Origin of the sequence: Rhodovulum sp. DZ06 (genome assembly GCF_050586345.1) — a bacterium.
Taxonomy (GTDB): domain Bacteria; phylum Pseudomonadota; class Alphaproteobacteria; order Rhodobacterales; family Rhodobacteraceae; genus JBOCEF01.
Map to the genome: position 1 here is coordinate 33,324 of NZ_JBOCEF010000030.1, position 23,953 is coordinate 57,276.

The 23,953-nt window shown below is 74.1% G+C and carries 20 protein-coding genes; 10 read left to right on the top strand and 10 right to left on the bottom strand.

Annotated features, from left to right (window positions below; all coding sequences use genetic code 11):
- Positions 1-119: 119 nt before the first annotated feature.
- From ACQ5SO_RS13650 to ACQ5SO_RS13675, 6 genes are all read left to right on the top strand, one after another.
- A complete protein-coding gene (locus tag ACQ5SO_RS13650) occupies positions 120-1,481 on the top strand; it encodes a formate dehydrogenase subunit gamma (RefSeq protein ID WP_430942164.1) in 1,362 nt (453 codons plus the stop codon).
- A 13-nt stretch (positions 1,482-1,494) separates the two neighbouring features.
- On the top strand, positions 1,495-1,653 hold the full coding sequence (locus tag ACQ5SO_RS13655; RefSeq protein WP_430942165.1) for a hypothetical protein: 159 nt from the start codon (positions 1,495-1,497) through the stop codon (positions 1,651-1,653).
- Between the two features lie 83 nt (positions 1,654-1,736).
- Positions 1,737-2,501, top strand: a complete 765-nt coding sequence (locus ACQ5SO_RS13660) for an SDR family oxidoreductase (RefSeq protein WP_430942166.1) — start codon at positions 1,737-1,739, stop codon at positions 2,499-2,501.
- A gap of 28 nt (positions 2,502-2,529) precedes the next feature.
- Positions 2,530-3,879 carry a sigma-54-dependent transcriptional regulator gene (locus tag ACQ5SO_RS13665; protein WP_430942167.1) on the top strand — a complete coding sequence of 450 codons (1,350 nt, stop codon included), beginning with the start codon at positions 2,530-2,532 and terminating at the stop codon, positions 3,877-3,879.
- 421 nt (positions 3,880-4,300) lie between these two features.
- Entirely contained in the window at positions 4,301-6,277 is a 1,977-nt protein-coding gene (locus ACQ5SO_RS13670; protein WP_430942168.1) for a sensor histidine kinase, read from the top strand.
- Positions 6,278-6,720: 443 nt separating this feature from the next.
- Complete coding sequence (locus ACQ5SO_RS13675) at positions 6,721-7,881, top strand: amidohydrolase (protein WP_430942169.1); 1,161 nt, start codon at positions 6,721-6,723, stop codon at positions 7,879-7,881.
- Positions 7,882-8,066: 185 nt separating this feature from the next.
- On the opposite strand, the gene ACQ5SO_RS13680 is transcribed toward ACQ5SO_RS13675, so the two are convergent.
- Positions 8,067-8,999 (bottom strand): hypothetical protein, encoded by a 933-nt coding sequence (locus ACQ5SO_RS13680; protein ID WP_430942170.1) that lies wholly within the window; start codon positions 8,997-8,999, stop codon positions 8,067-8,069.
- 87 nt (positions 9,000-9,086) lie between these two features.
- Positions 9,087-9,746, bottom strand: a complete 660-nt coding sequence (locus ACQ5SO_RS13685; RefSeq protein ID WP_430942171.1) for a TetR/AcrR family transcriptional regulator — start codon at positions 9,744-9,746, stop codon at positions 9,087-9,089.
- Positions 9,747-9,855: 109 nt separating this feature from the next.
- Between ACQ5SO_RS13685 and ACQ5SO_RS13690 the strand changes: the two genes are divergently transcribed.
- The gene (locus ACQ5SO_RS13690; RefSeq protein ID WP_430942172.1) at positions 9,856-10,743 is read left to right on the top strand and encodes an NAD(P)H-binding protein; all 888 of its coding nucleotides are present in this window, start codon (positions 9,856-9,858) and stop codon (positions 10,741-10,743) included.
- Between the two features lie 116 nt (positions 10,744-10,859).
- Here ACQ5SO_RS13690 and ACQ5SO_RS13695 read toward each other — a convergent pair whose 3' ends face one another.
- From ACQ5SO_RS13695 to ACQ5SO_RS13725, 7 genes are all read right to left on the bottom strand, one after another.
- The gene (locus ACQ5SO_RS13695; RefSeq protein WP_430942173.1) at positions 10,860-12,002 is read right to left on the bottom strand and encodes an acyl-CoA dehydrogenase family protein; all 1,143 of its coding nucleotides are present in this window, start codon (positions 12,000-12,002) and stop codon (positions 10,860-10,862) included.
- Positions 12,003-12,098: 96 nt separating this feature from the next.
- On the bottom strand, positions 12,099-14,351 hold the full coding sequence (locus tag ACQ5SO_RS13700) for a hypothetical protein (protein ID WP_430942174.1): 2,253 nt from the start codon (positions 14,349-14,351) through the stop codon (positions 12,099-12,101).
- A 447-nt stretch (positions 14,352-14,798) separates the two neighbouring features.
- Positions 14,799-15,260, bottom strand: a complete 462-nt coding sequence (locus tag ACQ5SO_RS13705; RefSeq protein WP_430942175.1) for a globin family protein — start codon at positions 15,258-15,260, stop codon at positions 14,799-14,801.
- Positions 15,257-15,715 carry a c-type cytochrome gene (locus tag ACQ5SO_RS13710; protein WP_430942176.1) on the bottom strand — a complete coding sequence of 153 codons (459 nt, stop codon included), beginning with the start codon at positions 15,713-15,715 and terminating at the stop codon, positions 15,257-15,259. Before ACQ5SO_RS13710 ends, ACQ5SO_RS13705 begins: the two co-directional genes overlap by 4 nt.
- Positions 15,715-16,293 (bottom strand): Tll0287-like domain-containing protein, encoded by a 579-nt coding sequence (locus ACQ5SO_RS13715; protein WP_430942177.1) that lies wholly within the window; start codon positions 16,291-16,293, stop codon positions 15,715-15,717. The genes ACQ5SO_RS13710 and ACQ5SO_RS13715 overlap by 1 nt, the downstream gene beginning before the upstream one ends.
- Before the next feature lie 59 nt (positions 16,294-16,352).
- Positions 16,353-17,879, bottom strand: coding sequence for a cytochrome c3 family protein (locus ACQ5SO_RS13720; protein ID WP_430942178.1), 1,527 nt, complete (start codon positions 17,877-17,879; stop codon positions 16,353-16,355).
- A gap of 13 nt (positions 17,880-17,892) precedes the next feature.
- Positions 17,893-19,911 carry an FAD-dependent oxidoreductase gene (locus ACQ5SO_RS13725; protein ID WP_430942179.1) on the bottom strand — a complete coding sequence of 673 codons (2,019 nt, stop codon included), beginning with the start codon at positions 19,909-19,911 and terminating at the stop codon, positions 17,893-17,895.
- Positions 19,912-20,364: 453 nt separating this feature from the next.
- On the opposite strand from ACQ5SO_RS13725, the gene ACQ5SO_RS13730 reads away from it, so the two are divergent.
- Both ACQ5SO_RS13730 and ACQ5SO_RS13735 read left to right on the top strand, forming a co-directional pair.
- Entirely contained in the window at positions 20,365-21,066 is a 702-nt protein-coding gene (locus ACQ5SO_RS13730; RefSeq protein ID WP_430942180.1) for a 3-oxoacid CoA-transferase subunit A, read from the top strand.
- Entirely contained in the window at positions 21,063-21,761 is a 699-nt protein-coding gene (locus ACQ5SO_RS13735) for a 3-oxoacid CoA-transferase subunit B (protein WP_430942181.1), read from the top strand. Before ACQ5SO_RS13730 ends, ACQ5SO_RS13735 begins: the two co-directional genes overlap by 4 nt.
- Before the next feature lie 67 nt (positions 21,762-21,828).
- Here the strand turns inward: ACQ5SO_RS13735 and ACQ5SO_RS13740 are convergent, their stop codons facing one another.
- On the bottom strand, positions 21,829-22,407 hold the full coding sequence (locus ACQ5SO_RS13740; RefSeq protein ID WP_430942182.1) for a hypothetical protein: 579 nt from the start codon (positions 22,405-22,407) through the stop codon (positions 21,829-21,831).
- A 199-nt stretch (positions 22,408-22,606) separates the two neighbouring features.
- Here ACQ5SO_RS13740 and ACQ5SO_RS13745 point away from each other — a divergent pair, with 199 nt between their 5' ends.
- Positions 22,607-23,809: an acetyl-CoA C-acyltransferase gene (locus tag ACQ5SO_RS13745; RefSeq protein WP_430942183.1), complete on the top strand. Its 1,203-nt coding sequence runs from the start codon at positions 22,607-22,609 to the stop codon at positions 23,807-23,809.
- Positions 23,810-23,953 lie beyond the last annotated feature (144 nt).

Below are 23,953 nucleotides of genomic sequence, written 5' to 3' on the forward strand. Positions count from 1 at the left end.
CCGCCCGGGCCCTTCGCATTCGCCATGATGGATCGCGGCGCGCGTATGCAGGCGCCGCGCCTGGCGGGGCGTCCCCTGTCGCGGGACCGCCCCTCGCCCCACCGACGGGACACGGACCAATGACCCTTCGCATTCTCGCAGGCGCCGCCTTCGCCGCCCTGCTCTCCCTCGCCGCCGCCGCGGATGCGCGCGCGGCCGACGTGCGCCCGCCCGGCGCGGGCGAGGCCGACGCCGCGCGCGCCCATGCGCCCGCGCCCGCCGACGGGCTGCCGGACGCCGCCGGCCCCGCCCGGATCGGCGGCGGCTTCACGCCCGCCGGCGACGTGGACGCGCCCCCCGCGCCCCATCCCTCGGGCGGCGAGCGCGCGGCCACGGGCGGCGCGCAGACCCTGGACGACATCCTCGCCCGCCAGGCCGGGACCCCGCCGGACGAGGGGTTCCGCCGCAACGCCGTGGGCGACCCCGCGGCGGATCCCGGCGCGGCCGCGCTCGGCACGCTGGGCGGCGCCTCGGATGCCGAGATCTGGCGCGCCCTGCGCTATGACAGCGCCCGGATGCAGGCCTCGAACCACGGGCCCGCCGCGGACGTGATCATGCAGGACGGCGGCATGACCTGGCTGGACTGGCGCCGCGGCCCGGTGGCCACCTGGGGCGGCTACGCGCTGCTCGGCACGCTCGGCCTTCTGGCGGTGTTCTTCCTTCTGCGCGGCCGCATCCGCATCGACGGAGAGAAGGCCGGCTTCACCGTCCCGCGCTTCGCGGGGTGGGAGCGGTTCGGCCACTGGCTGCTGGCGGGCTCCTTCGTCGTGCTGGCCTTCACCGGCCTCTGGACGCTGTTCGGGCGGCTCTACCTGATGCACGTGATCGGCAAGGAGGCCTACGCCCCCATCGCCGCCGCCTCCAAGTGGGTGCACAACAACCTCGCCTGGGCCTTCATGCTGGCGCTGGTGTGGGTGTTCGTGGCCTGGGTGGCGCACAACATCCCCAACCTCAACGACCTGCGCTGGATCCGCGTGGCGGGGGGCCTCTTCTCCAAGAACGTCCATCCCCCGGCGGACAAGTTCAACGCGGGCCAGAAGATCGTGTTCTGGTCGGTGATCGGCCTCGGCGTCTCGGTCTCGGTCTCGGGCCTGTCGCTGCTGTTCCCGTTCGAGATGCCGCTCTTCGCCTGGACCTTCGAGCATCTCAACGCGCTCGGGGTCCCCGAGCTGCTGGGCATGGCGACCTATCCCGAGGTCCTGACCCCGCAGGAGGAGATGCAGTACGCCCAGATCTGGCACCTGGTCGTCGCCATCGGCTTCATGTGCATCGTGCTGGCGCACATCTATATCGGCTCGGTCGGCATGGAGGGCGCCTTCGACGCCATGGGCTCGGGCCAGGTTGACGCCCAGTGGGCGAAAGAGCATCACCATATCTGGTACGACAAGCTGAAGGCCCGCGGCGAAGCCCCGGGCGATCCGGCGAAGCATCCGGCCGAATGAGGAGGAGAGAGAGATGAAAGCCATGTTCCTCGCCTTCCTGGCCGCCGCGGTCATCACCGTGGGGGCCGATTACGGGCTGGACTACGCCGGGTTCTCGGCGGCCGAGCGGACCACCTACGGGATGGATGTTCGGGTCGGCGACGCCGCGGACGACCGGCGCGCGGCGCACTGAGCGCGACGCGATGAGACATGCGGCGCCCCCAAGGGGGCGCCGCGCCATTTCGGACGGGCCATTTCGGACAGGGAGGGAAAGAGATGGGCAAGCTGGACGGAAAGACCGCCTGGATCACCGGCGGCGGCACCGGCATCGGGGAAGCCGCCGCCAAGGCGCTGGCCGAGGCGGGGGCGCACGTGATCGTCTCGGGCCGCCGGGCCGAGCAGCTGGAGCGCGTGGTCGCCGACATCGCCGCCGCCGGGGGCTCGGCCGAGGCCGCGCCGCTGGATGCGACCGACGCCGGGGCGACCGAGGCGCTGGCCGCGAAGATCGAGGCCGCGCGCGGCGCGATCGACCTGTTCATGGCCAATGCCGGGACCAACGTCCCGAACCGCGCGCAGGACAGCCTGACGCCGCAGGATTTCGCGAAGGTCGTGGACGTGAACCTCAACGGCGTGATGTACGGCGTGCTCGCCGTGCTGCCGGGGATGCGGAAACGGGGCGCGGGGACGCTGATCCTCACCTCCTCCTGGGCCGGGCGCCATGCCTCGCGCCTCACCGGGGCCGCCTACAACGCCTCGAAGCACGGGGTGGTGGCGCTGTCGCACTCGATCAACATGGAGAACGCGAAGCACGGCATCCGCTGCACCGCGCTGATGCCGGGCGAGGCGAAGACGCCGATCCTCGACAACCGCCCCGTGGCGCCCTCGCCGGAAGAACAGGCGAAGATGCTCCAGCCCGAGGATCTCGGCGACATCGTGCGTTTCATCGCCGAGGCGCATCCGCGGGTCTGCCTGAACGAGATCCTGGTCTCGCCCACCTGGAACCGCCTCTTCGTCGCAGACGACCCCCGCGCGGGCGTCTGACGCCCGCATCCCAAGCCACGGAGCGCCCATGACCGCCGCCCCCTCGCCCGAGACCCCCGACGCCCCGTTCGAGGCGCTGGCCCAGGCCGCGGTGCTGATCGTGGATGACGAGCCGGGGATGCGGAACTTCCTCGCCCGCATCCTCGGGCCGCGCTGCCGACGGGTTGAGATGGCGTCCAGCGCCGCCGAGGCCACCCGCCGCCTAGACGCCGAGCATTTCGACGTGATCCTGCTCGACAACGTGATGCCCGAACAGCGCGGCCTCGACTGGCTGGCCGAGCAGCGTCGGGTCGGCCTCTTCTCCGACGCGATCCTGATGACGGCCTATGCGGAGCTGGACACGGCCATCGAGGCGCTGCGGGCGGGGGCCACCGATTTCGTCCTGAAGCCCTTCCGCTCCAACCAGATCCTCAACGCCGTGGCCCGGTCGATGGACCGCGCGACGCTCCGGCGCGAGAACTTCCTGCTGCGGCACGAACTGGCGGCGGGCGGCGGGGATGCGCGCGGCCGGCTCCTCGGCGCCTCGCCGAAGATAGAGGAGGTGCGGCGGATGCTCGACAAGCTCGCCCCCCTCCCCACCCCGGTGCTGATCCGCGGCGAGACCGGCGCGGGCAAGGAGGTCGCCGCCCGCGCCATGCACGCCGCCTCGGACCGCGCGGGGCTGCCCTTCGTCGCCGTCAACTGCGCCGCGCTGTCGGCCGAGACGGCGGCGGCGGAGCTGTTCGGCGCCGTCTCGGGGCGCGAGGGGCTGATGGCCCATGCCGCCGGGGGCACGCTGTTCCTCGACGAGATCGCGGACCTGCCCTTCCAGGTGCAGGGCGCGCTGCTGCGGGTGATCGAGGAGAACCGCATCCGCCCCGTCGGGTCCGAGCGCGAGACGCCGCTGAGCCTGCGCTTCGTCTTCGCCTCCAACGCCGACCTGGAGGCCGCGGTGGCCGAGAAACGCTTCCGCGCCGACCTGTTCCACCGCATCAACGTGGTGTCGATCCACATGCCGCCCCTGCGCGAGCGCATCGGCGACATCGAGCCCTTGGCGCAGATGTTCATGGGCCGCCTGTCGCGGGAGCTCGGGGCCAAGCCCCTGACGCTGACCGAGCCGATCCTCTTGCGCTTCGCCCGCTATGACTGGCCCGGCAATGTGCGCGAGCTGCGCAACCTGATCGAGCGCGCGCTGATCCTGCGCGAGTTTCCGCCCGATTTCGGCGGCGAGCCGAAGGCGGGTCCGGCGGCGGAGCCGACGGACAGCCTGCAGGCGGTGGAGCGGCGGCACATCCTCGCGGTGCTCGAGGCCGCGGGCGGCAACCGGGCCGAGGCCGCGCGACGGCTCGGGGTCAGCCGCAAGACCATCGACCGCAAATGCGCGATGTGGGATGTCTGACGGGCCGGACAGGAAAGACCCGGGGGCCGAATGACGAGACTGCGCGGCAAGGCGACGGCAGGCGGGCCCGCCGCACCCCATGGGGGCGGCGATGGCTGAGGACGGCCGCCCCACGCCCCCGAACGGCGCGCCCCACGCCCCGCACGGCGAGGCCCCCGCCACGCGCACGCCGGACCACGCCTGCACCTGCACCCCGACGCGGGCGGGCGGCGCAGATGACGCGCCGCCCTCCGCCCCCGGCGCGGCGGCGCAGCCGCCTGCGGGCGCGAGCGGGGGGCCCGTCCCCCCCGAGCGCCCGCACGCCCCCGGCGCACAGCGCGCCGATACGCCCGCCCCCGACGCATCCGCCTCCGCCCCCGCGCCCCTGCGCCCCGCCCCCCAGGCCGCCCCCTTCCGCCGCCGCGGCGGTTGGCCCGGGCAGGTGCCCTTCGCCCGCTCGGTCCGCTTCCGGCTGCTGCTGATCGCCCTGATCCCGCTGCTGGTCGTCCTGCCGATCCTGCTCGCCGCCTCGGGCGCGGGCTGGCTGCGCCGCTTCGACGAGCTCGCCGCCGCCAAGGTCTCCTCCGACCTCACCGTCGCGCGCCAGCACCTCTCGGGCCTCATCGACGGGACCGCGGCGGGGCTGGAATCCCTCGCCCGCTCGGCCGAGTTCGAGCGCGCCCTGGGCCGCCCCGCCGCGATGACCGCCCTCCTGATGCGCGAGCGCGGGCGGCTCGGCCTCGACCACCTGCATTTCATCCACCCCGCGGGGGACGTGACCGGCGCCCCGAGCATGGGCGCCGCCGATCCGCTGATCGACGCGCCGCAGGTCTGGTCCGCCTTCGCCGGGCGCCCCGCCGCGGGGATCGAGCGGTTCGGCGCCGCGCGCCTCTCCGCCATCTCGCCCGTCCTCGCCGCCCGCGCCCGGCTGCCGCTGATCCCGACCGAGGCGGCCGCCCCGACGGAGCGAGAGGTCGAGGATCGCGGCCTCGTGGTCCTCGCCGCCGCGCCCGCCTCGGACGGGGGGGCGCTGGTCGGCGGGGTGCTGCTGAACCGCAACCTCCAGTTCATCGACCGGATCAACGAGCTGGTCTATTCCGAGGCCGGGCTGGTCGACGGCTCCCGCGGGACCGCCACGCTGTTCCTCGACGACGTGCGGGTGTCGACCAATGTGCGCCTGTTCGAGACCGAGCGCGCCCTCGGCACCCGCGTCTCGGCCGCCGTGCGCCGCCGGGTGCTGGAGGAGGGACGCACCTGGCTCGACCGCGCCTTCGTGGTCGACGACTGGTACATCTCGGCCTACGAGCCCTTGCGCGACGGGGCGGGCGAGACCATCGGGATGCTCTATGTCGGCTTTCTCGACGCGCCCTACGAGGCCGCCAAGACCCGCACCCTGCTGACCGCGGCGGGGGTGTTCGCGGCGGCCATCGTGCTCGGCGTTCCGGTGCTGCTCCTGTGGGCGCGCGGCATCTTCAAGCCGCTGGAGCGGATGTCCCGCGCCATCGCCCGGGTCGAGGCGGGGGACCGGCGCGCGCGCGCCGGCGCCTCGGGCGGGCTGGGGGACGAGATCGCGCTGGTCGCGGCGCATCTCGACCACCTTCTCGACGTGATCGAGGAGCGCGAGACCCGGCTGCGGGGCCTCAACGAGACGCTGGAGGCCCGGGTGGACGCCCGCACGGCGGAGCTGCGCGAGGCGAACCGGCGGCTGGAGGCGGCGACGCGGCAGCTGATCGTGTCGGAAAAGCTCGCCGCCATCGGCGAGATCACGGCGGGCGTGGCGCACGAGATCAACAACCCGCTGGCGGTGATGCAGGGGAACCTGGACGTGATCCTCGACAGCCTCTCGCCCGACCAGGCCGCCGACCTGAAGACCGAGTTCCAGCTGGTGCAGCAGCAGATCCAGCGGGTGCACGAGCTGGTGAGCAAGCTGCTCCAGTTCTCGCGCCCCGAGGAATATGCCGAGGCGCCCGAGGGCCACGCCCCCGCCGCGGCGATGGAGGAGGCGCTGACCCTGGTCGGGCACATGCTCGGCGGCGCCGGGGTCGAGGTGACGCGGGAGCTGCCGCAGACGGCGCAGGTCGGGATGAACCGGGCCGAGCTTCAGCAGGTGCTGGTGAACCTGATGGTCAACGCGATCCAGGCGATGCCGGGCGGCGGCGCGCTGCGGGTCGCCGTGCGGGACGAGGCGCGCGGCGGCGCGCCGGGCGTGGCCTTCGAGGTCGCCGATACCGGCCGCGGCATGGAGGCGGCGGTGGCCGGGCGGGTGTTCGACCCGTTCTTCACCACGCGGCATGGCGAGGGGACGGGCCTCGGCCTCTCGATCAGCCGCAAGCTGGTGGAGCGCGGCGGCGGCGAGATCGGGGTGGAGAGCGCGCCGGGCGAGGGCTCGGTGTTCACGCTCTGGCTGCCCGCGGCCTGACGCGGCGCGCGCGGGGGGAACGGGCCGCCTCGGGGGGACGCGCCCCCCGCTCGGCGCCCCGGCGCCGCGCCGGCGGGCCGGGCGCAGGGGGGCGGGCGACGCGCAGGCGCGGCGCGGGGGCGGACCGCGGCGCGAGGCAGGCGCCGGGGCGCGGCGCAGGCCGGCGCGGACCGAAGGCCACGGAGGATGGCCAGGGCGCGGGCCCGCCCGAGGCGGCGCAGGCGGGCGCGGCGATCGCATCGACGGGCGTGATCGCCCCCTTCGGCGGCTTCCGGCGCATGACGGCATCGCCGCCCCCCGTCTCCCCGCCTCCCCGTCCCCCCATCTCCGCGTTCGGCCCCCGCCTCGCCCTGCCCCCGCCCCCGCCCCGACCTTGGCGCCGCCCGCGTCCGGGCCTAAGCCTTGGGCATGCCACCCCGCGCGACAGGACAGGAGCCATTCGCATGACCACCGCCTTCCCCACCGCGCAGGACATCGCGGCGATGCAGGCCTTCCGCCGCGACCTGCACCGCCGTCCCGAACTGTCGGGCGAGGAGGCGCTGACCGCCGCCGCCGTCTCGGCCATGCTCGCCCCCACCCGCCCCGACCGGGTGATCGAGGGGCTGGGCGGCCACGGCCTCGCCGCCATCTACGAGGGCGCCGCCCCCGGCCCCACGGTGCTGCTGCGGGCCGAGCTCGACGCCCTGCCGATCGAGGAGGTGGGGACGCCCGACTGGCGCTCGGAGACCCGCGGCAAGGGGCACCTGTGCGGGCATGACGGGCACATGGCGATCCTCGGGGCCGTCGCCGCCGCGCTGGGGCGCGCCCGCCCGGCCCGGGGCCGCGCGATCCTGCTGTTCCAGCCGGCCGAGGAGACGGGCGCGGGCGCGAAAGCGGTGATCGAGGATCCCCGCTTCGAGGAGATCCGCCCCGACCTCGCGCTGTCGCTGCACAACTTCCCCGGCCTGCCGCTCGGCGCCGTCGCGCTGGCGCCGGGGCCGATGGCCTGCGCCTCGCGCGGGATGCGCCTCCGGCTGTCCGGTCGCACCGCCCATGCCTCGCAGCCCGAGACGGGGGTGTCGCCCGGCCCGGCGCTGGCGCGGCTGATCCCGGGGCTGACGGCGCTGGGGGCCGGGGGGGATCCGGCGGATCCGGGCTTCTCGCTGGTCACCGTCACCCATGCGCGGATGGGCGAGCCCGCCTTCGGCGTCGCCCCCGGCGCGGCGGAGATCTGGGCCACCCTGCGCACCCAGCGGGACGCGGCGATGGACGCCCTGGTCAAGGCCGCCGAGGCGCTGGCGCGGCAGGCGGCGGAGGATGCGGGCCTGGCCCTCTCCATCACCTGGCACGACGTGTTCCTGCACTGCGAGAACGCGCCGGAGGCGGTGGACATCCTGTCCCGCGCGCTGGCGGCCGAGAACGTGCCGGTCTCGCCCGCCGGGCTGCCGATGCGCGCCTCCGAGGATTTCGGGCGCTTCGGCGCCGTCGCCCCGGCGGCGATGTTCCTGCTCGGCGCCGGAGAGGACGCGCCCGCCCTGCACAACCCGGACTATGACTTCCCCGACGCGCTGATCCCCACCGGCGCGCGGGTGTTCCTGCGCTGTCTGCACGAACGCCTCTCCTGAGCCGCAACCCCTGCCACGCCCCGCGCGCCCGCGCCGACGCCGCCCGCAGGCGCCGCCGCCCGGGGGGCGCGCGCGGCGCGGGCGAGCGGGGGGCCTGTCCCCCCGAGCCCGCGGCCTCCCCCCGAACGCAAAACGGCGCTGGGCAGGCCCGCCCGGCGCCGCGTCTCTTCCGCCGCGACGGCCTCTCAGCCCGCCGCCGCCTCCAGCGCCGCGCGCTTCTCGTCATAGCCCGGGTGCGACTGCTTCAGCACCGCGTGGTTCAGCAGCGTGCGCGCCTTCTCCACCTTCCCCGCCGCGTCGAAGATCCGGGTCCGCACCCAGTAGCTCTCGGTCCGCCGGGTTTCCGCCAGCGCCACGATTTCACGCCGGATCAGGTAAGGCTCGTCCACGAAGAGCGGCCCGTCCACCATCCGCACTTCAAGGTCGGCATAGAGCCCGACCGCCGGGTGCTTCACCGGCCAGCCCGCCTTCTCCGCGTTCCGCTCGGCCAGAACCGACACCATCTCGGTCGGGATGATCGGCCGCCCCCAGGGGTTGTCGCCCGCGTGCCAGGGGCTGATTTCGGTCATCCGCTCCAGCTTCTGCGCCAGGGTGAAGGGGTAGAGGGGGCCGTTGTGCTCCTCCATCCCCATCGCCTCGGGCGGCGCCTCGGCGCCCTCCAGCCCCGGCCGCATGTCCCCGAGGATCACCAGCGGGCCATGGGGCCGCAGCGCCTTCACCCGCGCCTCGAGCAGCGTCTCGCCATGATCCGGGCCGATGGAAGCCGAGGCTTCCAGCACCGGGGTTCCGTCGGCCTTCTCGGCCCAGGCGCGGGTCGTCGTCGCCCCCGGCGCGGGCATCGAGGCGAAGGCGCGGACCTCCTCGCCCTCCACCACCATGTTGAGGAAGTGGGAGGAGATGCAGCCCTTCTCGAACCAGTCCCGCCCCCAGATCCGCGCCATCAGCGGGTCGAACTGGGAGAAATGCGTCGGCCCCTCGATCGGTCCGGCGCGGAAGCCGAGGGTTTCGGCGGTGGCGTCGTCATGGATCGAGGAATGGCCGCCATATTCCTGGTCGGCGAGCATCTGGCGCGGGGCCCGCAGCGGGCCTGAAAGCACGAGGTCGGTGGAATAGGGCATGGGGCCTCCCGGGGCGTCATCTGGTTTTGCGAAACGGTATTTCGAAGACCCGAAGGGCGCAAGCGCAGATCGTCGGACGATGTGCTTTCAGCCGCCCCCGTCTCCCGCCCCGCCTCCCGCTTCGGGCGCACAGGTCAGCATCGCCTCCGCCGCCCGCTGCATCCCGGCCACGTAGGCCTCTTGCGACCAGCCGCGCTCGGTCGTCAGCATCTCCCAGTTCCCCACCGACAGCAGGGCCCAGAGCAGGTCCGTCGCGGCCTCCTCCGCCAGCCCCTCGGCCAGCGCGCCATCGGCTTTCAGCGCCGCGACGGCGGCGGCGCAGCCGTGGCGGAGGGCCGCCATCCGGTCCTCCCACGCCGCCGCGGCGTCCGGGTCCTCGGCCCGCATCGCGAGGAAGGCGCGGGCGACGCCGTGGATTTCCGGGATGAAGCCACCCCAGGCGGCGATGAACTCGCGCAGCCGCCTGCGCCCGTCCGTCGCCGCGCGGCTGGGGGCGAGGCGGGCGTCCGAGCCCTTGATCTCGTCCAGCCGCCGCGCCGCCTCCACCAGCAGCTGCGCGCGGGTCTCGAAGTGCAGGTAAAGCGCCTGGCGGCTGACCCCGGCGCGCCTGGCGATGGCGCTCATCGACGGGGGCTTGGTGGGGGCTTCTTCGAGCAGCGCAAGCGCGGCGGCGAGGATCCGGGCCTGCGTTTCGGGCCGCCCGTGGAGGGGGGCGGCGGCGGGCGGCGCGTCGGGGACGGTTTCCATGGCGGGGCGATTTTCTGCATCGGGGGCGCTTGACATGCTGACAAGCTACCACCAGTTTACAGCATGTCAAGTTGACACCCTGTCAAGCGAACCCCGGAGGAGACCGACCATGACCGCCCCCACCCAGACCGCCGCCGCCGCCAACAGCCCCCGCCCCGCCGATTTCGGCCCCTCGGACCTGACCCTGGTGACCGGCGCCACGGGCAAGACCGGCGCCCGCGTCGCCGCCCTGCTCAAGGCCCGCGGCATGCGGGTGCGCGCCGCCTCGCGCAGCGCCTCCCCCGCCTTCGACTGGAACGACCCGGCGACCTGGGACGCGGCGCTGGTCGGCGTCACCCGCGTCTACATCAGCTTCGCGCCCGACCTCGCCGTCCCCGGCGCCGCCGACATCATCGCCGCCTTCACCGCCCGCGCCGCGGCGCAGGGGGTGGAGCGGTTCGTGCTCCTCTCCGGCCGCGGCGAGGAGGAGGCGCAGGTCTGCGAGCGGATCGTGGCCGATGCCGGCCCGGACTGGACGGTGGTGCGCTGCGCCTGGTTCAACCAGAACTTCTCGGAAGGCCCCTTCGCCGAGATGGTCCATGGCGGCGTCATCGCCCTGCCCGCGGGCGAGGTCCCCGAGCCCTTCGTCGACGTGGACGACATCGCCGAGGTCGCCGTCGCGGCGCTGACCGAAACCGGCCATGCGGGCGAGGTCTACGAGCTGACCGGCCCGCGCCTGATGTCCTTCCCCGAGGTGGCGGCCGAGATCTCGGCCGCGCTGGGGCGCGAGGTCGCCTTCGTGCAAATCCCGCGCGCGGACTTCATCGCCGGGGCGCGCGCCGCGGGCGTGGACGAGGGGATGGCCTGGCTGATGGACTACCTGTTCTCGACCGTGCTCGACGGGCGCAACGCGCATCTCGCGGACGGGGTCGAGCGGGCGCTGGGCCGCAAGGCGCGGGACTTCGGGGACTATGCCCGCGCCGTCGCCGCCGGCCCGGCCTGGAAGATGGCGGGCTGACCCTCGCGCGGGCCGGGCCCCGGGCGGGAGGAAAACCCCCAGGGGCCCGGCGGACGCGACGGGTTGGGAAGGGGCCCCTTGCAAGACCCGGCCCGGCGCGTCGTGACGGGGGCGCGTCAGATGCCGCGCGCCACCATTTCCTTCATGATCTCGGACGTGCCGCCATAGATCCGCTGCACCCGCGCGTCGCGCCAGAGGCGGGCGATGGGGTATTCATTCATGTAGCCCGCCCCGCCATGCAGCTGCAGGGACTGGTCGCACAGGTCCCACTGCAGCTCGGTATGCCAGAGCTTCGCCGCCGAGGCCTCGGAGGCCGTCAGCGCCCCCGCCGCGTGCCGCGCCAGCGCCCAGTCGAGATGCGCCCAGCCGACCTGCAGCCGGGTCTTCATCTCGGCCAGCGCGAAGCGCACGGTCTGGATCTCGGCCACCGTCTTGCCGAAGGCCTTGCGGTTCGTGGTGAACTCGACGGCCAGGTCGAAGGCCTTCTGCGCCGCGGCCTGGGCGGAGACGGCGATCGACAGCCGCTCCTGCGGCAGCTGGGACATCAGCTGGCGCATCCCCATCCCCTCGTCCCCGAGGCAGTTGGTGATCGGCACGCGCACATTGTCGAAAAAGAGCTCGGACGTGTCCGCCGAATGCTGGCCGATCTTGTCGAGGTTGCGCCCGCGCGCATAGCCCTCGCGCGTCGCCTCCACCAGGATCAGGCTCATGCCCTTCGAGCCCGCATCGGGGTCGGTCTTGCACACCACGATCACCAGGTCGGCGTTCTGGCCGTTGGTGATGTAGGTCTTCTGGCCGTTGATGACGTAGTGGTTGCCGTCGCGCACGGCGCTGGTGCGGATGCCCTGCAGGTCGCTGCCGGTCCCCGGCTCGGTCATGGCGATGGCGGTGATCACCTCGCCCGACACCATCTTCGGCAGCCAGGTCTTCTTCTGCTCTTCCGAGCCGTAAGCGACGATGTAATCGGCCACGATGTCGGACTGGAGCGTGATCCCGGCCGAGGAGCCCGCATAGGCCAGCTCCTCCGCCACCACCGCGTTCCAGCGATAGTCGAGGCCCATGCCGCCATATTCCTCGGGGACCGTCTGGCACAGAAGGCCCGCCTCGCCCGCGGCCAGCCAGAAGGCGCGGTCGACCTTCCCCTCCGCCTCCCAGCGGTCGAGATTCGGGACCAGGTGGCGGTCGAAGACCTTGCGGATGGTGTCGCGATACTGGTGGTGGTCGTCGTCGTAGACGGCGCGTCCGGCGGCGTCGAGCATGGTTGTCCCTCCCAGGATGGCGGCGCCCCGTTCGGGCGGGGCGACCGGTCTGGCGGGAAGGCTAGCCTTGGGGACGGCAGGAAGTAAAGCGGCGCTTCACTCGCCCTGCGCGGGCCGGACCGAGGGTTCCGCAAGGGCGCCCGCGGCGCGGGAGGCCGCGTCCCCGGCGGCGGCGGCGTCCGGGGCGCCGGGGGCGGCGGCGTCCGGGGCGCCGGGGGCGAGCGTCGGCGGCGCCGAGGGCGCGCGGACCCCGCCGGGCAGGCGCGGGCGCGGCGCGGCGGCGGCGCCCGAGGCGACGGCGGCGGGCGCGGCGGCGGGTTCCGCCCCTTGCGCCGCCCCGGGTTCCGCTCCGGGGTCCACCTTGGGGGCCGGGGCCGGGTCGGACCCGGCGACGCCCGATCCGCCGAGGCGCACCTCGATCAGCCCCTCGCGCGGGGCGGGGCGCGCGGCGCCGTGATCCTCGAGCGGCAGCGCCCCGAGCCGCGCGGCCACCGCGGCGGCGCGCTCGCGGTCCGCCTCGTGGAAGAAGCGCAGGTGGGCGGGCCCGGAGGCGTCCCGGGTCGGGCGCAGCTCCACCGCCTCGTGCCCGGCGCCGCGCAGCACCTCGCGCAGGGCCGCGGCCACGTCCTCGGCCCCCGGGGCGTGCTGGATCACGATGCGCGGGCCGAAGCCGAAGCCGAACCCCGCGGGCCGGTCGCGCGCCAGCAGGTCGGCCACCGCCGCGGCCCAGTCCGAGCCGGGGCGCGGCACCGGGGCGGGCGCGCCGACGGCCTGCTTGAACGGGTCCTGCGGGTCCGAGGCGAGATCCCCGGGGGTCGCTTCGACGGCGGCCAGGACCGGCGTCGCGGCGCCAAGCGGCCAGGCGGGCGCGGCCGAGAGGGGGCCGGAGCGCGCGGGCTCCATCACCGGCATGGCGTCGACGAGAAGCGCGAGCGCCTGCTGCGCCGCGGGCTCGCCGCCATCCGGGGCGCCCGGCGCGGGGCGCGCGGTGGGCAGCGGCACCGCCGGGGCGCCCTCGAGCTCGGCCAGCGCGTGGCCGGGGACCAGCGGCTCGGTCCCCGCGCGCGGCTCGGCCGGGGCGCCGGGCGAGGTGAAGCGCGGCGGCGGCGGGGTCATGTGGCCCGCGGGCTCGCCCACCGGCGCGGTGCGCGCGGCCAGGTCGGGGCCGGAGGGGGCCGAGAGCGCGGCGAAGAGCGGCAGCGCGGCGGCGGGCTCGACCGCGAGGGCGGCCTCGAAGGGCATCGCCATGGCCCCGGGCGCGAGGGCGTATTCCTCCTGCGGGGCGGCGGGGCGCCCGGTGCGGGCCGCGGCGACGAGGCGCGCGGGCGCGGCCCCCTGCCCCGGCGCGGGCGAGAGCGCGGCGGGCGCGGCGAACGGCGCGGACGCGGCGGGCGCGAAGGCGGCGAGGGCGACGGGCGCGGCCGCTGCGGGTTCGGCCGAGGCGGCGGGCGCCGCGGGGGACGCGGCGGCGGCGGCGGCGGCGGCGGCGGCGGCGGGCGCGGCGGGCAGGCCCGGCGCGACGGGGATCGCGGGCGCGGCGGCGAGCCGGCGCGGCAAGGCGGCGGGCGCGGCCTCGGACGGCGCGGCGGGCGGCGTCGGGCCGGAGCGCGCGGCATGGCCCGCGGGCGCCGGTTCGGCGGGGGGACCGGCGGAGAGGGGCGCGGCGGCGGCGGGCGCAGAATCGGCGGCGGCCAGCCCGGTCGCGGGGGCCGGATCCGCGGCGTCGGGAGCGGCGCCGGGAGCGGGAGCGGCGGCGGCGGCGGGCGCGTCCGGCGCGGGCGCGGCGGCCATATCGACCGCGGGGGCCGGAACAACGGGCGCCGGAACCCCGGGAGCCTGGACCGCGGTGGCCTCGACCCCGGCGGCCTGGACCCCGGCGGCCTCGACCCCGGCGGCCTCGACCGCGGCGGAGGGCGCGGCGGCGTCCGCCATCCCCGGCGCCCCGGGCGGCGTCAGCCCCAGCAACGCCGGTCCGCCCGCCAGCACGAAGGCGGCGGCGGCGGCGATCGCGGTTCCGCCCAGCAGGGCGCCCATGTCGACCCCGCCGCGGCGCCGGGGCGGCCCGACGGCGCGGCGCACCGGGGCGTCAGGCGATTCGGCCCGCTCCCAGGACGGGGACAGGGCGGCGGGGCGAAGGGCCGAGGCGGGCTCGTGCCGCCGGGGGGCGGCGCCGGTCAGCGCGTCGGAGAGAAGATCGGTCGGCGCGGCGGCGGGTTCCTGCCGCGGATCGGGCGCGGCGGCGGCGCGCAGCGCGGCCGGGCTGCGGCGACGACGCGCCAGCGCCAGCCCGGCTTCAAGCGGGCAGATCGCAGGGGCGCCGGGCGCTCTGTTCCTGACGTCGGCAGGCATACGCGAAACGCTCCCCCCCTCCGGTCGCCGAACGTCGGCGCGGGGCGGGGCCCTTGATTTGATACGCCCCGAAGCGGCGCGAGACGCCCCGGGAGCCCGCGAACGTCGCGGGCCGGGGGGGATCGTATGCGTTTCAGGCCCGGAATCAAAGCGCGGACGCAACCCTGGGCGGCGACGGGGTGCAAGTGCACGCCCGCGGCCCCGCTCAACCGGCGCCTGACGTAACGGCGCCTGACGCCGCGGCGCCCCGGAGCGAAAAGCGCCCGCCCCCGGGGGCGGGGACGGGCGCGGGCGGGACGCGGGGGGAAAGGGCCGGGGCCGGTCGGGGCCCCCGAAGGGACGGCCCGGACCCCGCGCCCGCCGGGGCGCACGAGGGCGGGGGGACGGGCGCGGCCCGTTCCGGCGCGGCGCTTCCTTCCGCGCGCGGGCCGGGCCTGCGCCGCGCCCTCAGCGCGCGAACATGCGGGACAGGAAGCCCTTTTTCGCCGCCTCGGCGACCGGGACCTCGGCGGCGGCGTCCTTCATCACCCCGGCCACCAGGCCGTAGGTCTCGGCCCAGGCCTCGGCCACCTCCGGCGTCCAGTCGTCGCCGAGGCCCTTTTCCAGGGTGAACAGCAGCGCGGCGCCCACGGTGTCGTACATCGGCGCGGTGATGCCGTAGGCGACGTGGCGGCGGCCCAGTTCCTGCACCGCGGGCAGGACGCTGTCGACCTGGTGCAGGTTGTTCACCGCCGTCGCCAGCATCTGCATCAGCTTCTTCTTCTGGTCGCCCATCTGCTCGGGGAACAGGGACCGCAGCGCCGGGTCCAGCTCGAACAGCTTGTCATAGAAGATGTCGGCGGCCGGTTCCGCGATCGGGGCGACTTTCTTGAACGAGCCCTGGACGAGGGCGATCTTTTCGGGGGTCATCGGGAGGTCTCCATCTGGTCAAGCCATGCGGCGACGGGGGCGCGCCCGCCGCTCATCCAAACCATGAAGGCGACGGCCGCCTTCACCTGGTCGTCTGTCAGGTCCGGGTCGCCGCCCCGGGGCGGCATCTCGGTGTAGCGGGGGCCCATGAAACCGTTCAGGGCGTGGTCGAACAGGACCGGCAGACCCTGCGCGATTCGGGTGTCCCAGGCCTTTCGGCGGGTGATTTTCGGGGCGCCCGCATCGCCCGAGATCCCGTGGCAGGCGAAGCAGCGCCCGGCCCAGACCGCGCGGCCTGTCTCCAGCGCGGGATGGGGGGTCGGGGGCAGCCGGTCGGCCTTCACGGGGCCCGCCATGCCGGCCGGCGAGGCCGGGTCGGCGGGCGCCCCCGCGGCGGCGCCCGCCCCGGCCGCCAGGGCCAGGACGAGCGCCGCCATCGGGGCGCGGGCGCGCATCAGTCGTCCATCGGGATGCGGATGACGACGCCGCCCATCACGTCGCCCAGCTCGAAATCCGTCTTCGGGCTGTCCTTGTGATCGTTGTGGCAGCTCACGCAGGCCTCGGCGACGCCGGTATCGGCGTAGACGGCGGTGAAATAGGTGGTCCCGCCCAGCTCTTCCTCGCCGTACCAGTTCTCGCCGATATTCTCGGCCACGTACTCGAGGCCCTCTTTCTCGGCCTCGGTCTTGGGCGCGTTCTGGGCGTTGATCGGCCACATGGAGAGGAGCGAGTAGGAGAACTTCTCGGTCTTGTCGGCGACCATCTCGGCGCCGAAGCGGAACATCTGCGCGGGCAGCGGCAGGGCCTTGTCGTCCTGGAAGTGCTCGGAGGCCTTGATCACCTTCTCCTTGTTCGCCAGGCGCCCGACGACCATGCGGGTGTAGACGGTGCGGTCGGAGTTCATGACGGCATGGAGCATGTCGGCCACGTCCTGCGGCGGGATGCCCTCGGCCGCGGCGGGGGCGGCGGCGACGCCCATGGGCAGGGCGAGGGCGGCGGCGAGCAGCTTGCTTTTCACGGAAACTTTGCGCATTTCTCGGGACCTCTCTGTCGGCGATGCAGTTTGCGGGCGGCGAGGACGGCGGGGGGCGTTCATTGGCGTGAACCCTCCGTCGTCACTCTCTTGACCGCCCAGTCGATGCTCTCGATGCGGGCGGAAGGCTTTCCGGCGAAATTCCCCCGGACCAGCGCGGCGTCGGCCAGCGCGTCGATGGAGAAGCCGAGCCCGTGGCAGCTCAGGCAGGTCGGCCGGATCATTTTCTCGTTCGGGCGCAGGGTCTCGTTCTGGTTATGGGTCACGAAGACCTGGCCGGTGTCGGGATGCTCGAGGCGCGGCATGTGGCAGTCGGCGCAGCCGACGCCGGAGCCGGGGGCGCCCTCGCCCGCCGCCTCGGCCTGGAACAGCGCGTAGTGGGGGCTGTCGAAATAGGCCCGGCTGTGATCGTCCACGTGGCACGAGGCGCAGGCCTCGACCCGGGCGAATTGCGTGTCGGCCGTGTGCGGGTCGTGGCAGCTTGCGCAGGTCAGCGCGTCATGGGGCGCGTCGGGCGCCAGCGCGACCCGGGCGCGAGAGACCTGCATCGGCACGTCCTCGGGGGACGGGTCGTCGAGGAAGGCGAGGATCGCCGCGGGCAGTTCCTCCTCCATCCCCTTCAGGCCCACGGCCTTGAGGCGTTTCTTGAGCTTGCGCGGCCCTTCGACGTTCTTGTTGAACGCCATGCCGTGGCGCCCTTCGGTGAAAGTCTGCGCCTCGGACCGGTGGCACTTGGCGCAGGTCTTGATCTCGACCGCGTCGTCCCATTCGGCGGCTATCTTCTCCGCCTCGCCCTTCTTGGCCCCCTTGGGCGCATGGCAGCCGGCGCAGTTCACGCCCCCCGCGGCATGGGCCGAGCCTTCCCAGCCCGCAAGTTGCGCCTCCAGCGTCCGCTCCAGCGCCTCGGCGGGCGCGTCGGCCTGCGCCAGCGTCAGCGCGTCGCCGCGGATCTTTGCGATCGGCTCGCCGCCCTCCAGCCGCGCGGCGCGCAGCGGCAGCACCGCATGGTCCTTCAGCCAGGGCTCGTCCGCGTGCTTCACGAGGAAATCCTCGTAGATCGCGCGGTTGTCGTGGAAGTTGTGGCAGCCGGCGGAGGCGCAGGTGTCGAAGCCCAGCCCGGCATGGGAGGGACGGTTCACCCGCACGTCCTGGTCGCCCTCGGAATGGCAGGCGACGCAGAAATCCTCGGCCAGCGTGACGCCCATCGGGCGGGTGATCTCCGGCGCGTGCTCGACATGGCAGGAGGTGCAGTCGCGCGCGTCGATCTTCGCCCAGTAATCCGCCATCCGCGGGTCGCGGAACTTCTTGCGCGGGTGGGAGTCGTTGGAGACCTTCAGCTCGTCGTCATGGCAGCCGCGGCAGGTCTTGTTCAGATCCTTCAGCTGCGCCTTGGAATCCGCGAAATCATCCCAGGGATCGGCGGCGTGGCAGGTCTCGCAGGCCAGCTCGACCTGGTGGTGGACGCCCGTCGTCTCCCCCGGCGCAAGCGGCGAGCGGTCGCCGCCGAGGAACACGGCGGCGCCCAGCGCCCCGGCGCCGAGCAGGGTGGCCGTCAGCCAGAGAATCCAGAGAAGGGCGTTGCGCATCGTCCGTGCCCCCTCAGTACGCGTAGACGGCGAGGACATGCGCCGCCAGCAGCGCCGGCAGCGGCCAGAGCGCGAGGATATGGAGCCAGAGCGGGATGGTGCGCGGGCGCTCGCCCTGCACGCCCGCTTCGCGCAGCTTGTGGGCGCCGCCGGTGGCCAGCCCCGCGGCGGCGCCGAACACCATCGCCGCCAGCATCGCCAGCATCAGCCACATGTTCAGGCCATGCCCGAGGCGGAAGCCGGTATGCACCGCCAGCCCCAGCGCCGCCGCGGCCCCGAGGCCGAGATGCACGATCCGCCACCAGTCATAGCCGCCGAGCCGCTTCAGCACGCCGATCCGCTTGCGCAGGCCCAGCAGGCCCAGCGCCGCGGAGAGGGCCAGAAGCGTGTAGCCCGTCCACTGCTTGGCGATGTCGTCGCGCCACAGCGTCTCGGCCCAGCTCCCCGGCGCATAGCCGCCCGGCAAGGGGATGCGCGGCGCCAGGAGCGACAGCAGCGCCAGCGCCAGCGCGGCGGTCGAGGCCCAGACCAGCGGCTTCCACATGCGGATCGCCCGCGGGGCCGCGGCGCCCGAGAGGATCTCCTCGATCCGCGGGCGGCAGGAGCCGCAGACGGCGCCGGCGCCGGTCTCGGCCTGGATCGCCTCGACGCTGTCCGCGCCGCGGGCGACGGCCTCGCCGATGCGCCCGCGGGTGACCCCGGTGCAGTTGCAGATCGTGGCCGCCGCGGGCAGCGCCGCGGCCGAGGCCGGGGCGCTTTCGGGCCAGAGGCAGCCATGGCGCGTGAAGCGCCAGCGGCCCATGGGCGGCGGCGGCCGGCGCAGGGCGACGGCCTGCTGGACCCGGTGCGCCTCGGGCCAGGCGCCGACGCCGATGGCCCCGGCGATGCGCCCGCGCACCACGAAGATACGGCGGTACAGCCCCTCCGCCTCGTTTCGCCACACCGCGTCGCGCACGCCCGGCGCCGCCTCCAGCGCCTCGATGTCGCCGACCGAGAACACCTCGGCCCCCACGACCTTGAGCCTGGTGGACGGCGCGGGGGGCGCGTAGGGCCCGTCCTCGCCGCAGATCGCGCGCACGGCGGCCTCGGCCTGGGCGAGGCAGGGGCCGACCAGCCCCTCGATGCGCCCGTCCATCTCGGCGCATTCGCCCGCGGCGAAGACATGCGGGTCCGAGGTCCGCATCCGCGCGTCCACCTTGATCGCGCGGCCATGGGCGAGGCCGGCCGCGGCGCCCAGCTCCTTGTTCGGGCGCAGGCCGGTGCAGATGACCACGGTGTCGGCGTCGAGCATCCGCCCGTCCGACAGCAGCAGCCCGTCGACCGCGCCGAAGGGGGCGACGATCTTCTCGACCCGCACCCCGCACCGGGCGGCGACGCCGAGCGCGGCGAGCTGGTCCGCGAGCATGGCGGCGGCGGCGGGGTCGAGCTGGCGCGGCATCAGCCGCGGCTCGTGCTCGATCACCGTGACGGCGGCGCCGTGGGCGGCCATCGCGCGGGCGGCCTCGAGCCCCAGCAGCCCGCCGCCGATCACCGCGACGGCGCGGGCCTGCCGGCTGCGCGCGCGCAGGGCCTGGGCGTCGTCGACATTGCGGAAGGTGTAGACGTGGCGCGCCTCGACCCCGGGGATGGCGGGGATGAAGGCGCGGGACCCGGTGCAGATCAGCAGGTCGCGATAGGCGAACCAGCGGCCGCCCGCGGTGCGCGCCATGCGCAGGTCGCGGTCGATCTCCACCACCCGCGCGCCGACATAGTGGCGCCCCAGCCCGTCGCCCTCCGGGTCGCGCGGCTGCATGACCTGGCCGATCTGGACCTCTCCGGCCAGCAGCGGGGTGAGCTTGACGCGGTTGTAAGGGGCCCAGCCCTCGGCGTTCAGCAGCGCGACGGAGCGGCCCCGGCGGGTCAGCTCCTGCGCCGCCTTGAACCCGGCGGGGCCGCCGCCGATCACCACCGCGTCGAAACGGGCGGCCCGGGACGCGGGCGGCGCGGTCCAGTCGAACGGATCCTGGGCGGAGGGGACGGCCTGCATGTGCATGGCGGGCGATGACCTGTGAAAGCTGGCGGGGGCTGGCGGGATCCCGGTGCGCCCGGCCGTCCGCGTGTGCGGCGGCCCGGCAGGCGCCGGGGGGTTCGTCGTCGCGCGTCCCGCCATTGGGCCGCAGGTCATCGCCGTCATTGGCGATGTCTCAAGCTTTCGTCAAAAACATTCACGACGCAAGCACCTTTTGCTGCATTGCGGGGCGCGGCCCGTTATCGGCGCCTTGATTCAGATCAAATCAGCTTCCGGCGCCGTCTTTTCAGGCGCCAAACCCCCGGCGCGGCGGCGCAAGGGCGGCGAATCAGCCCCGCCCCGCCGCCCCGCCGCCGCCCCCGTTCCACAGGACGGCGCCATGGGCAGTTTCGCTTTGCGATATTCTATTCTGCAAACTACCCTGCCGCGAAACGGCGGGCGGACCCGCCGCGATCGCTGCGTACAGGGAGGGCGGACATGATCGACAAACGCGCGGGCGGCCCGGAAGAGGCCGTCTCCCGCATTCCGGACGGCGCGACCGTCATGGTCGGAGGATTCGGCGAATCCGGGCGGCCCAACCGCCTGCTCGCCGCCCTGCTCGACGGCGGGGCGCGGGGGCTCACCGTCATCTCCAACAATGCCGGGGAAGGAACCCACGGCATGGCCGCCCTGCTGCTGGCGGGCCGGGTCGAGAAGCTGGTCTGCTCCTTCCCCCGCGGCGCGATGGCGGCGCAGGTCGAGGAGTTGGTGCGCGCCGGCAAGCTGACCCTCGACGTCATGCCCCAGGGCACGCTGGCGGAGCGGATCCGGGCCGCGGGCGCGGGCATCCCCGCCTTCTACACCCCGACCTCCTTCGGCACCGTGGTGGCCGAGGGCAAGGAGACCCGCGAGTTCGACGGCCGCGGCCACGTGCTGGAATACGCCCTGCCCGCCCAGTTCGCGCTGATCAAGGCGCGGCGCGGGGACCGCTGGGGCAACCTCGACCACGACAAGCTGGCGCGCAACTTCTCGCCGCTGATGGCCGCCGCCGCGGACTGGACCATCGCCGAGGCGGACGAGATCGTGGAGCTGGGCGAGATGCATCCCGAGCATGTCGTGACCCCCGGCATCTTCGTCGACGCCCTGACCCTGACCTCGGCCCCGCGCCCCCCCGCCCCGCGCAAGGAGAACGCCGCATGACCCTGACCCGCGAACAGGTCGGCTGGCGCGCCGCCCAGGACATCCAGAACGGCTGGCACGTCAATCTCGGCATCGGCATGCCCGAGCTCTGCGCCAACGCGATCCCCGCGGGGCGGGAGATCGTGTTCCACTCCGAGAACGGCATCCTCGGCATGGGCCCCTCGCCGGCGGCGGAGGACGTGGACCCCAACCTGATCAACGCCGGCAAGCGCCCGGTGACGATGCTGCCCGGCGCCTCGATCTTCGACCACGCGCTGTCCTTCGGGATCGTGCGCGGGCGGCACCTGGACCTGTGCGTCCTCGGCGCCTACCAGCTTGCGCCCAATGGCGACATCGCCAACTGGGCCCGGTCCTCGGCCGATCTTCTGCCCGCCATCGGCGGCGCGATGGACCTGGCCGCGGGCGCGCGGCGGATCTGGGCGGTGCTGACCCATGTCGGCAAGAACGGCGAGAAGCGGCTGATGGAGACCTGCTCCTATCCGCTGACCGGGGCCGGGGTGGTCAGCCGCATCTTCACCGACCTCGCCGTCATCGACATCGACGGCGGCTTCCTGGTGCGGGAGATCGCGCCGGGGATCACCCGGGACGAGCTTCAGGACAAGACCGACGCCCCCCTGCGCTTCGCCGAGGACTGCCGGGAGATCGCGGCGCCGGTTCTCGAGGCCGCGCCGGAGAAGCTGCAGGCGAGTTCCTGAGAGGGCGCGCAAGGGAAAGGGGCGGCCCGTCGCCGGGCCGCCCCTTTTTGCATACCCGCTGGAGCCCTCAGCCGCGGCGGGCGCGCAGGCCCAGCGCGGCGAGGCCGCCCAGCAGCAGAACGCCGCCCGCGGGCAGCGGCACCTCGGCGCCGTAATAGGGCTCGGACGTGTCGTTGGTCACCAGCAGCTGGCCGATCGTGGTCTCGACCGTGCTGTTGTCGCCCAGGTCGAAGATCTCGCCGCACAGCAGGATGCCGTCGCAGGGCGCGCCGAGCGGGCCGATGCCGACCCCGAGATCATAGGAGAAGGTGGTGTCTTCGACGCCCAGCCCCTCGGCGCCCACGAAGGGATCGTCGCCGATCACGCCGGTGCCGACCAGGTAGACCAGCCCCCAGAGGCCCGCGAGGTCGAAGGTCAGGTCCGGGGCGACCGAGGCGCCGGTCAGCGTGGCGGAGAAGGCGCTGACCTCGCCGTCGAAGCTGGCCACGGCGCCGTCGAGGTTGAGATCCTCGGCGGTGAAGGAGCCGCTGAGCAGGCCGCCGTTCCAGGCCTGCTCGAAGTTGAAGACGGTGGGCGCGGCCTGGGCCGAGCCGGCGGCGACGGAAAGAACAAGCGCGGCGGCGGCGAGCGAGCGTTTAATGGACATGCCGGGGGGCTCCGAGAAGGATAACAATGCGGTGACCATACCGCGGCGCAGCACTTAAAACAAAGCTGTCCCCACGGAAGGCGAGTCGCTTTTCGACCGTCCTGATTTCGCATTGCAGAACCGCGTTCTGCGGGCTACGCTCCGCCCCGCAATCAAGAAACCCGGGCGACGTCCCGGGATCGACCGGGAGGAGAGCCCCATGCGGGAAGCCGTCATCGTCAGCACCGCGCGCACGCCCATCGGCAAGGCCTATCGCGGCGCGTTCAACGACACCAACGCCCAGACCCTGATCGGACACGCGGTGGAGAACGCGGTCAAGCGCTCCGGCCTCGACCCGGCGCGGATCGAGGACTGCATCATCGGCGCGGCGCTGCAGCAGGGCTCGACCGGCGGCAATATCGGCCGCCAGGCCGCCATGCGCGCCGGGCTGCCCATGTCCGTCGCGGGCATGTCGCTCGACCGCCAGTGCGCGTCCGGCATGATGGCCATCGCCACCGCCGCCAAGCAGATCATCGATGACGGCATGGACGTCACCGTCGGCGGCGGGGTCGAGAGCATCTCGCTCGTGCAGAACGACAAGATGCGCATGGACCGCGCCGGGGATCCCTGGCTGGTCGCCAACATGCCCCAGATCTACATGTCGATGCTGGAGACGGCCGAGATCGTCGGCGCCCGCTACGGCGTGTCGCGCGAGGCGCAGGACGAGTACGCCCTGCGCTCCCAGCAGCGCACCGCCGCGGCGCAGCAGGCGGGCAAGTTCGACGACGAGATCGTGCCGCTGGCCTCCACCATGCTGGTGCAGGACCGCGAGACCAAGGAGATCTCGAAGAAGGACGTGACGCTGGAGAAGGACGAGGGCAACCGTCCCTCCACCGTGCTCGAGAACCTGCAGTCCCTGAACCCGGTCTTCAAGAACGGCCAGCAGGTCAAGGAAGGCGCCTGCATCACCGCGGGCAACGCCTCGCAGCTCTCCGACGGCGCCTCCGCCTCGGTGCTGATGGAGCGTTCGCTGGCCGAGAAGGAGGGGCTGACCCCGCTCGGCATCTATCGCGGCATCGCCGTGGCCGGCTGCAACCCCGACGAGATGGGCATCGGCCCGGTCTTCGCGGTCCCGAAGCTGCTGGAGAAGAACGGCCTGAAGATGGACGACATCGGCCTGTGGGAGCTGAACGAGGCCTTCGCGGTGCAGGTCCTCTATTGCCGCGACAAGCTCGGCATCCCCGACGAGCTGCTGAACGTCAACGGCGGCGCCATTTCCGTGGGCCACCCCTACGGCATGTCCGGCGCCCGCATGGTCGGCCACGCCCTGATCGAGGGCAAGCGCCGCGGCGCCAAGTACGTCGTCTGCACCATGTGCGTCGGCGGCGGCATGGGCGCGGCGGGGCTGTTCGAAGTCTGCTGAGGCGGGTTTCGGGAGTTATGAGAAGGGCGTGGCGGAAGCTGCGCCCTTTTTGTTTGCGTGGGCGCGTGCGGCGGGGGGGGGGGGGGGGGGGGGGGGGGGGGGGGGGGGGGGGGGGGGGGGGGGGGGGGGGGGGGGGGGGGGGGG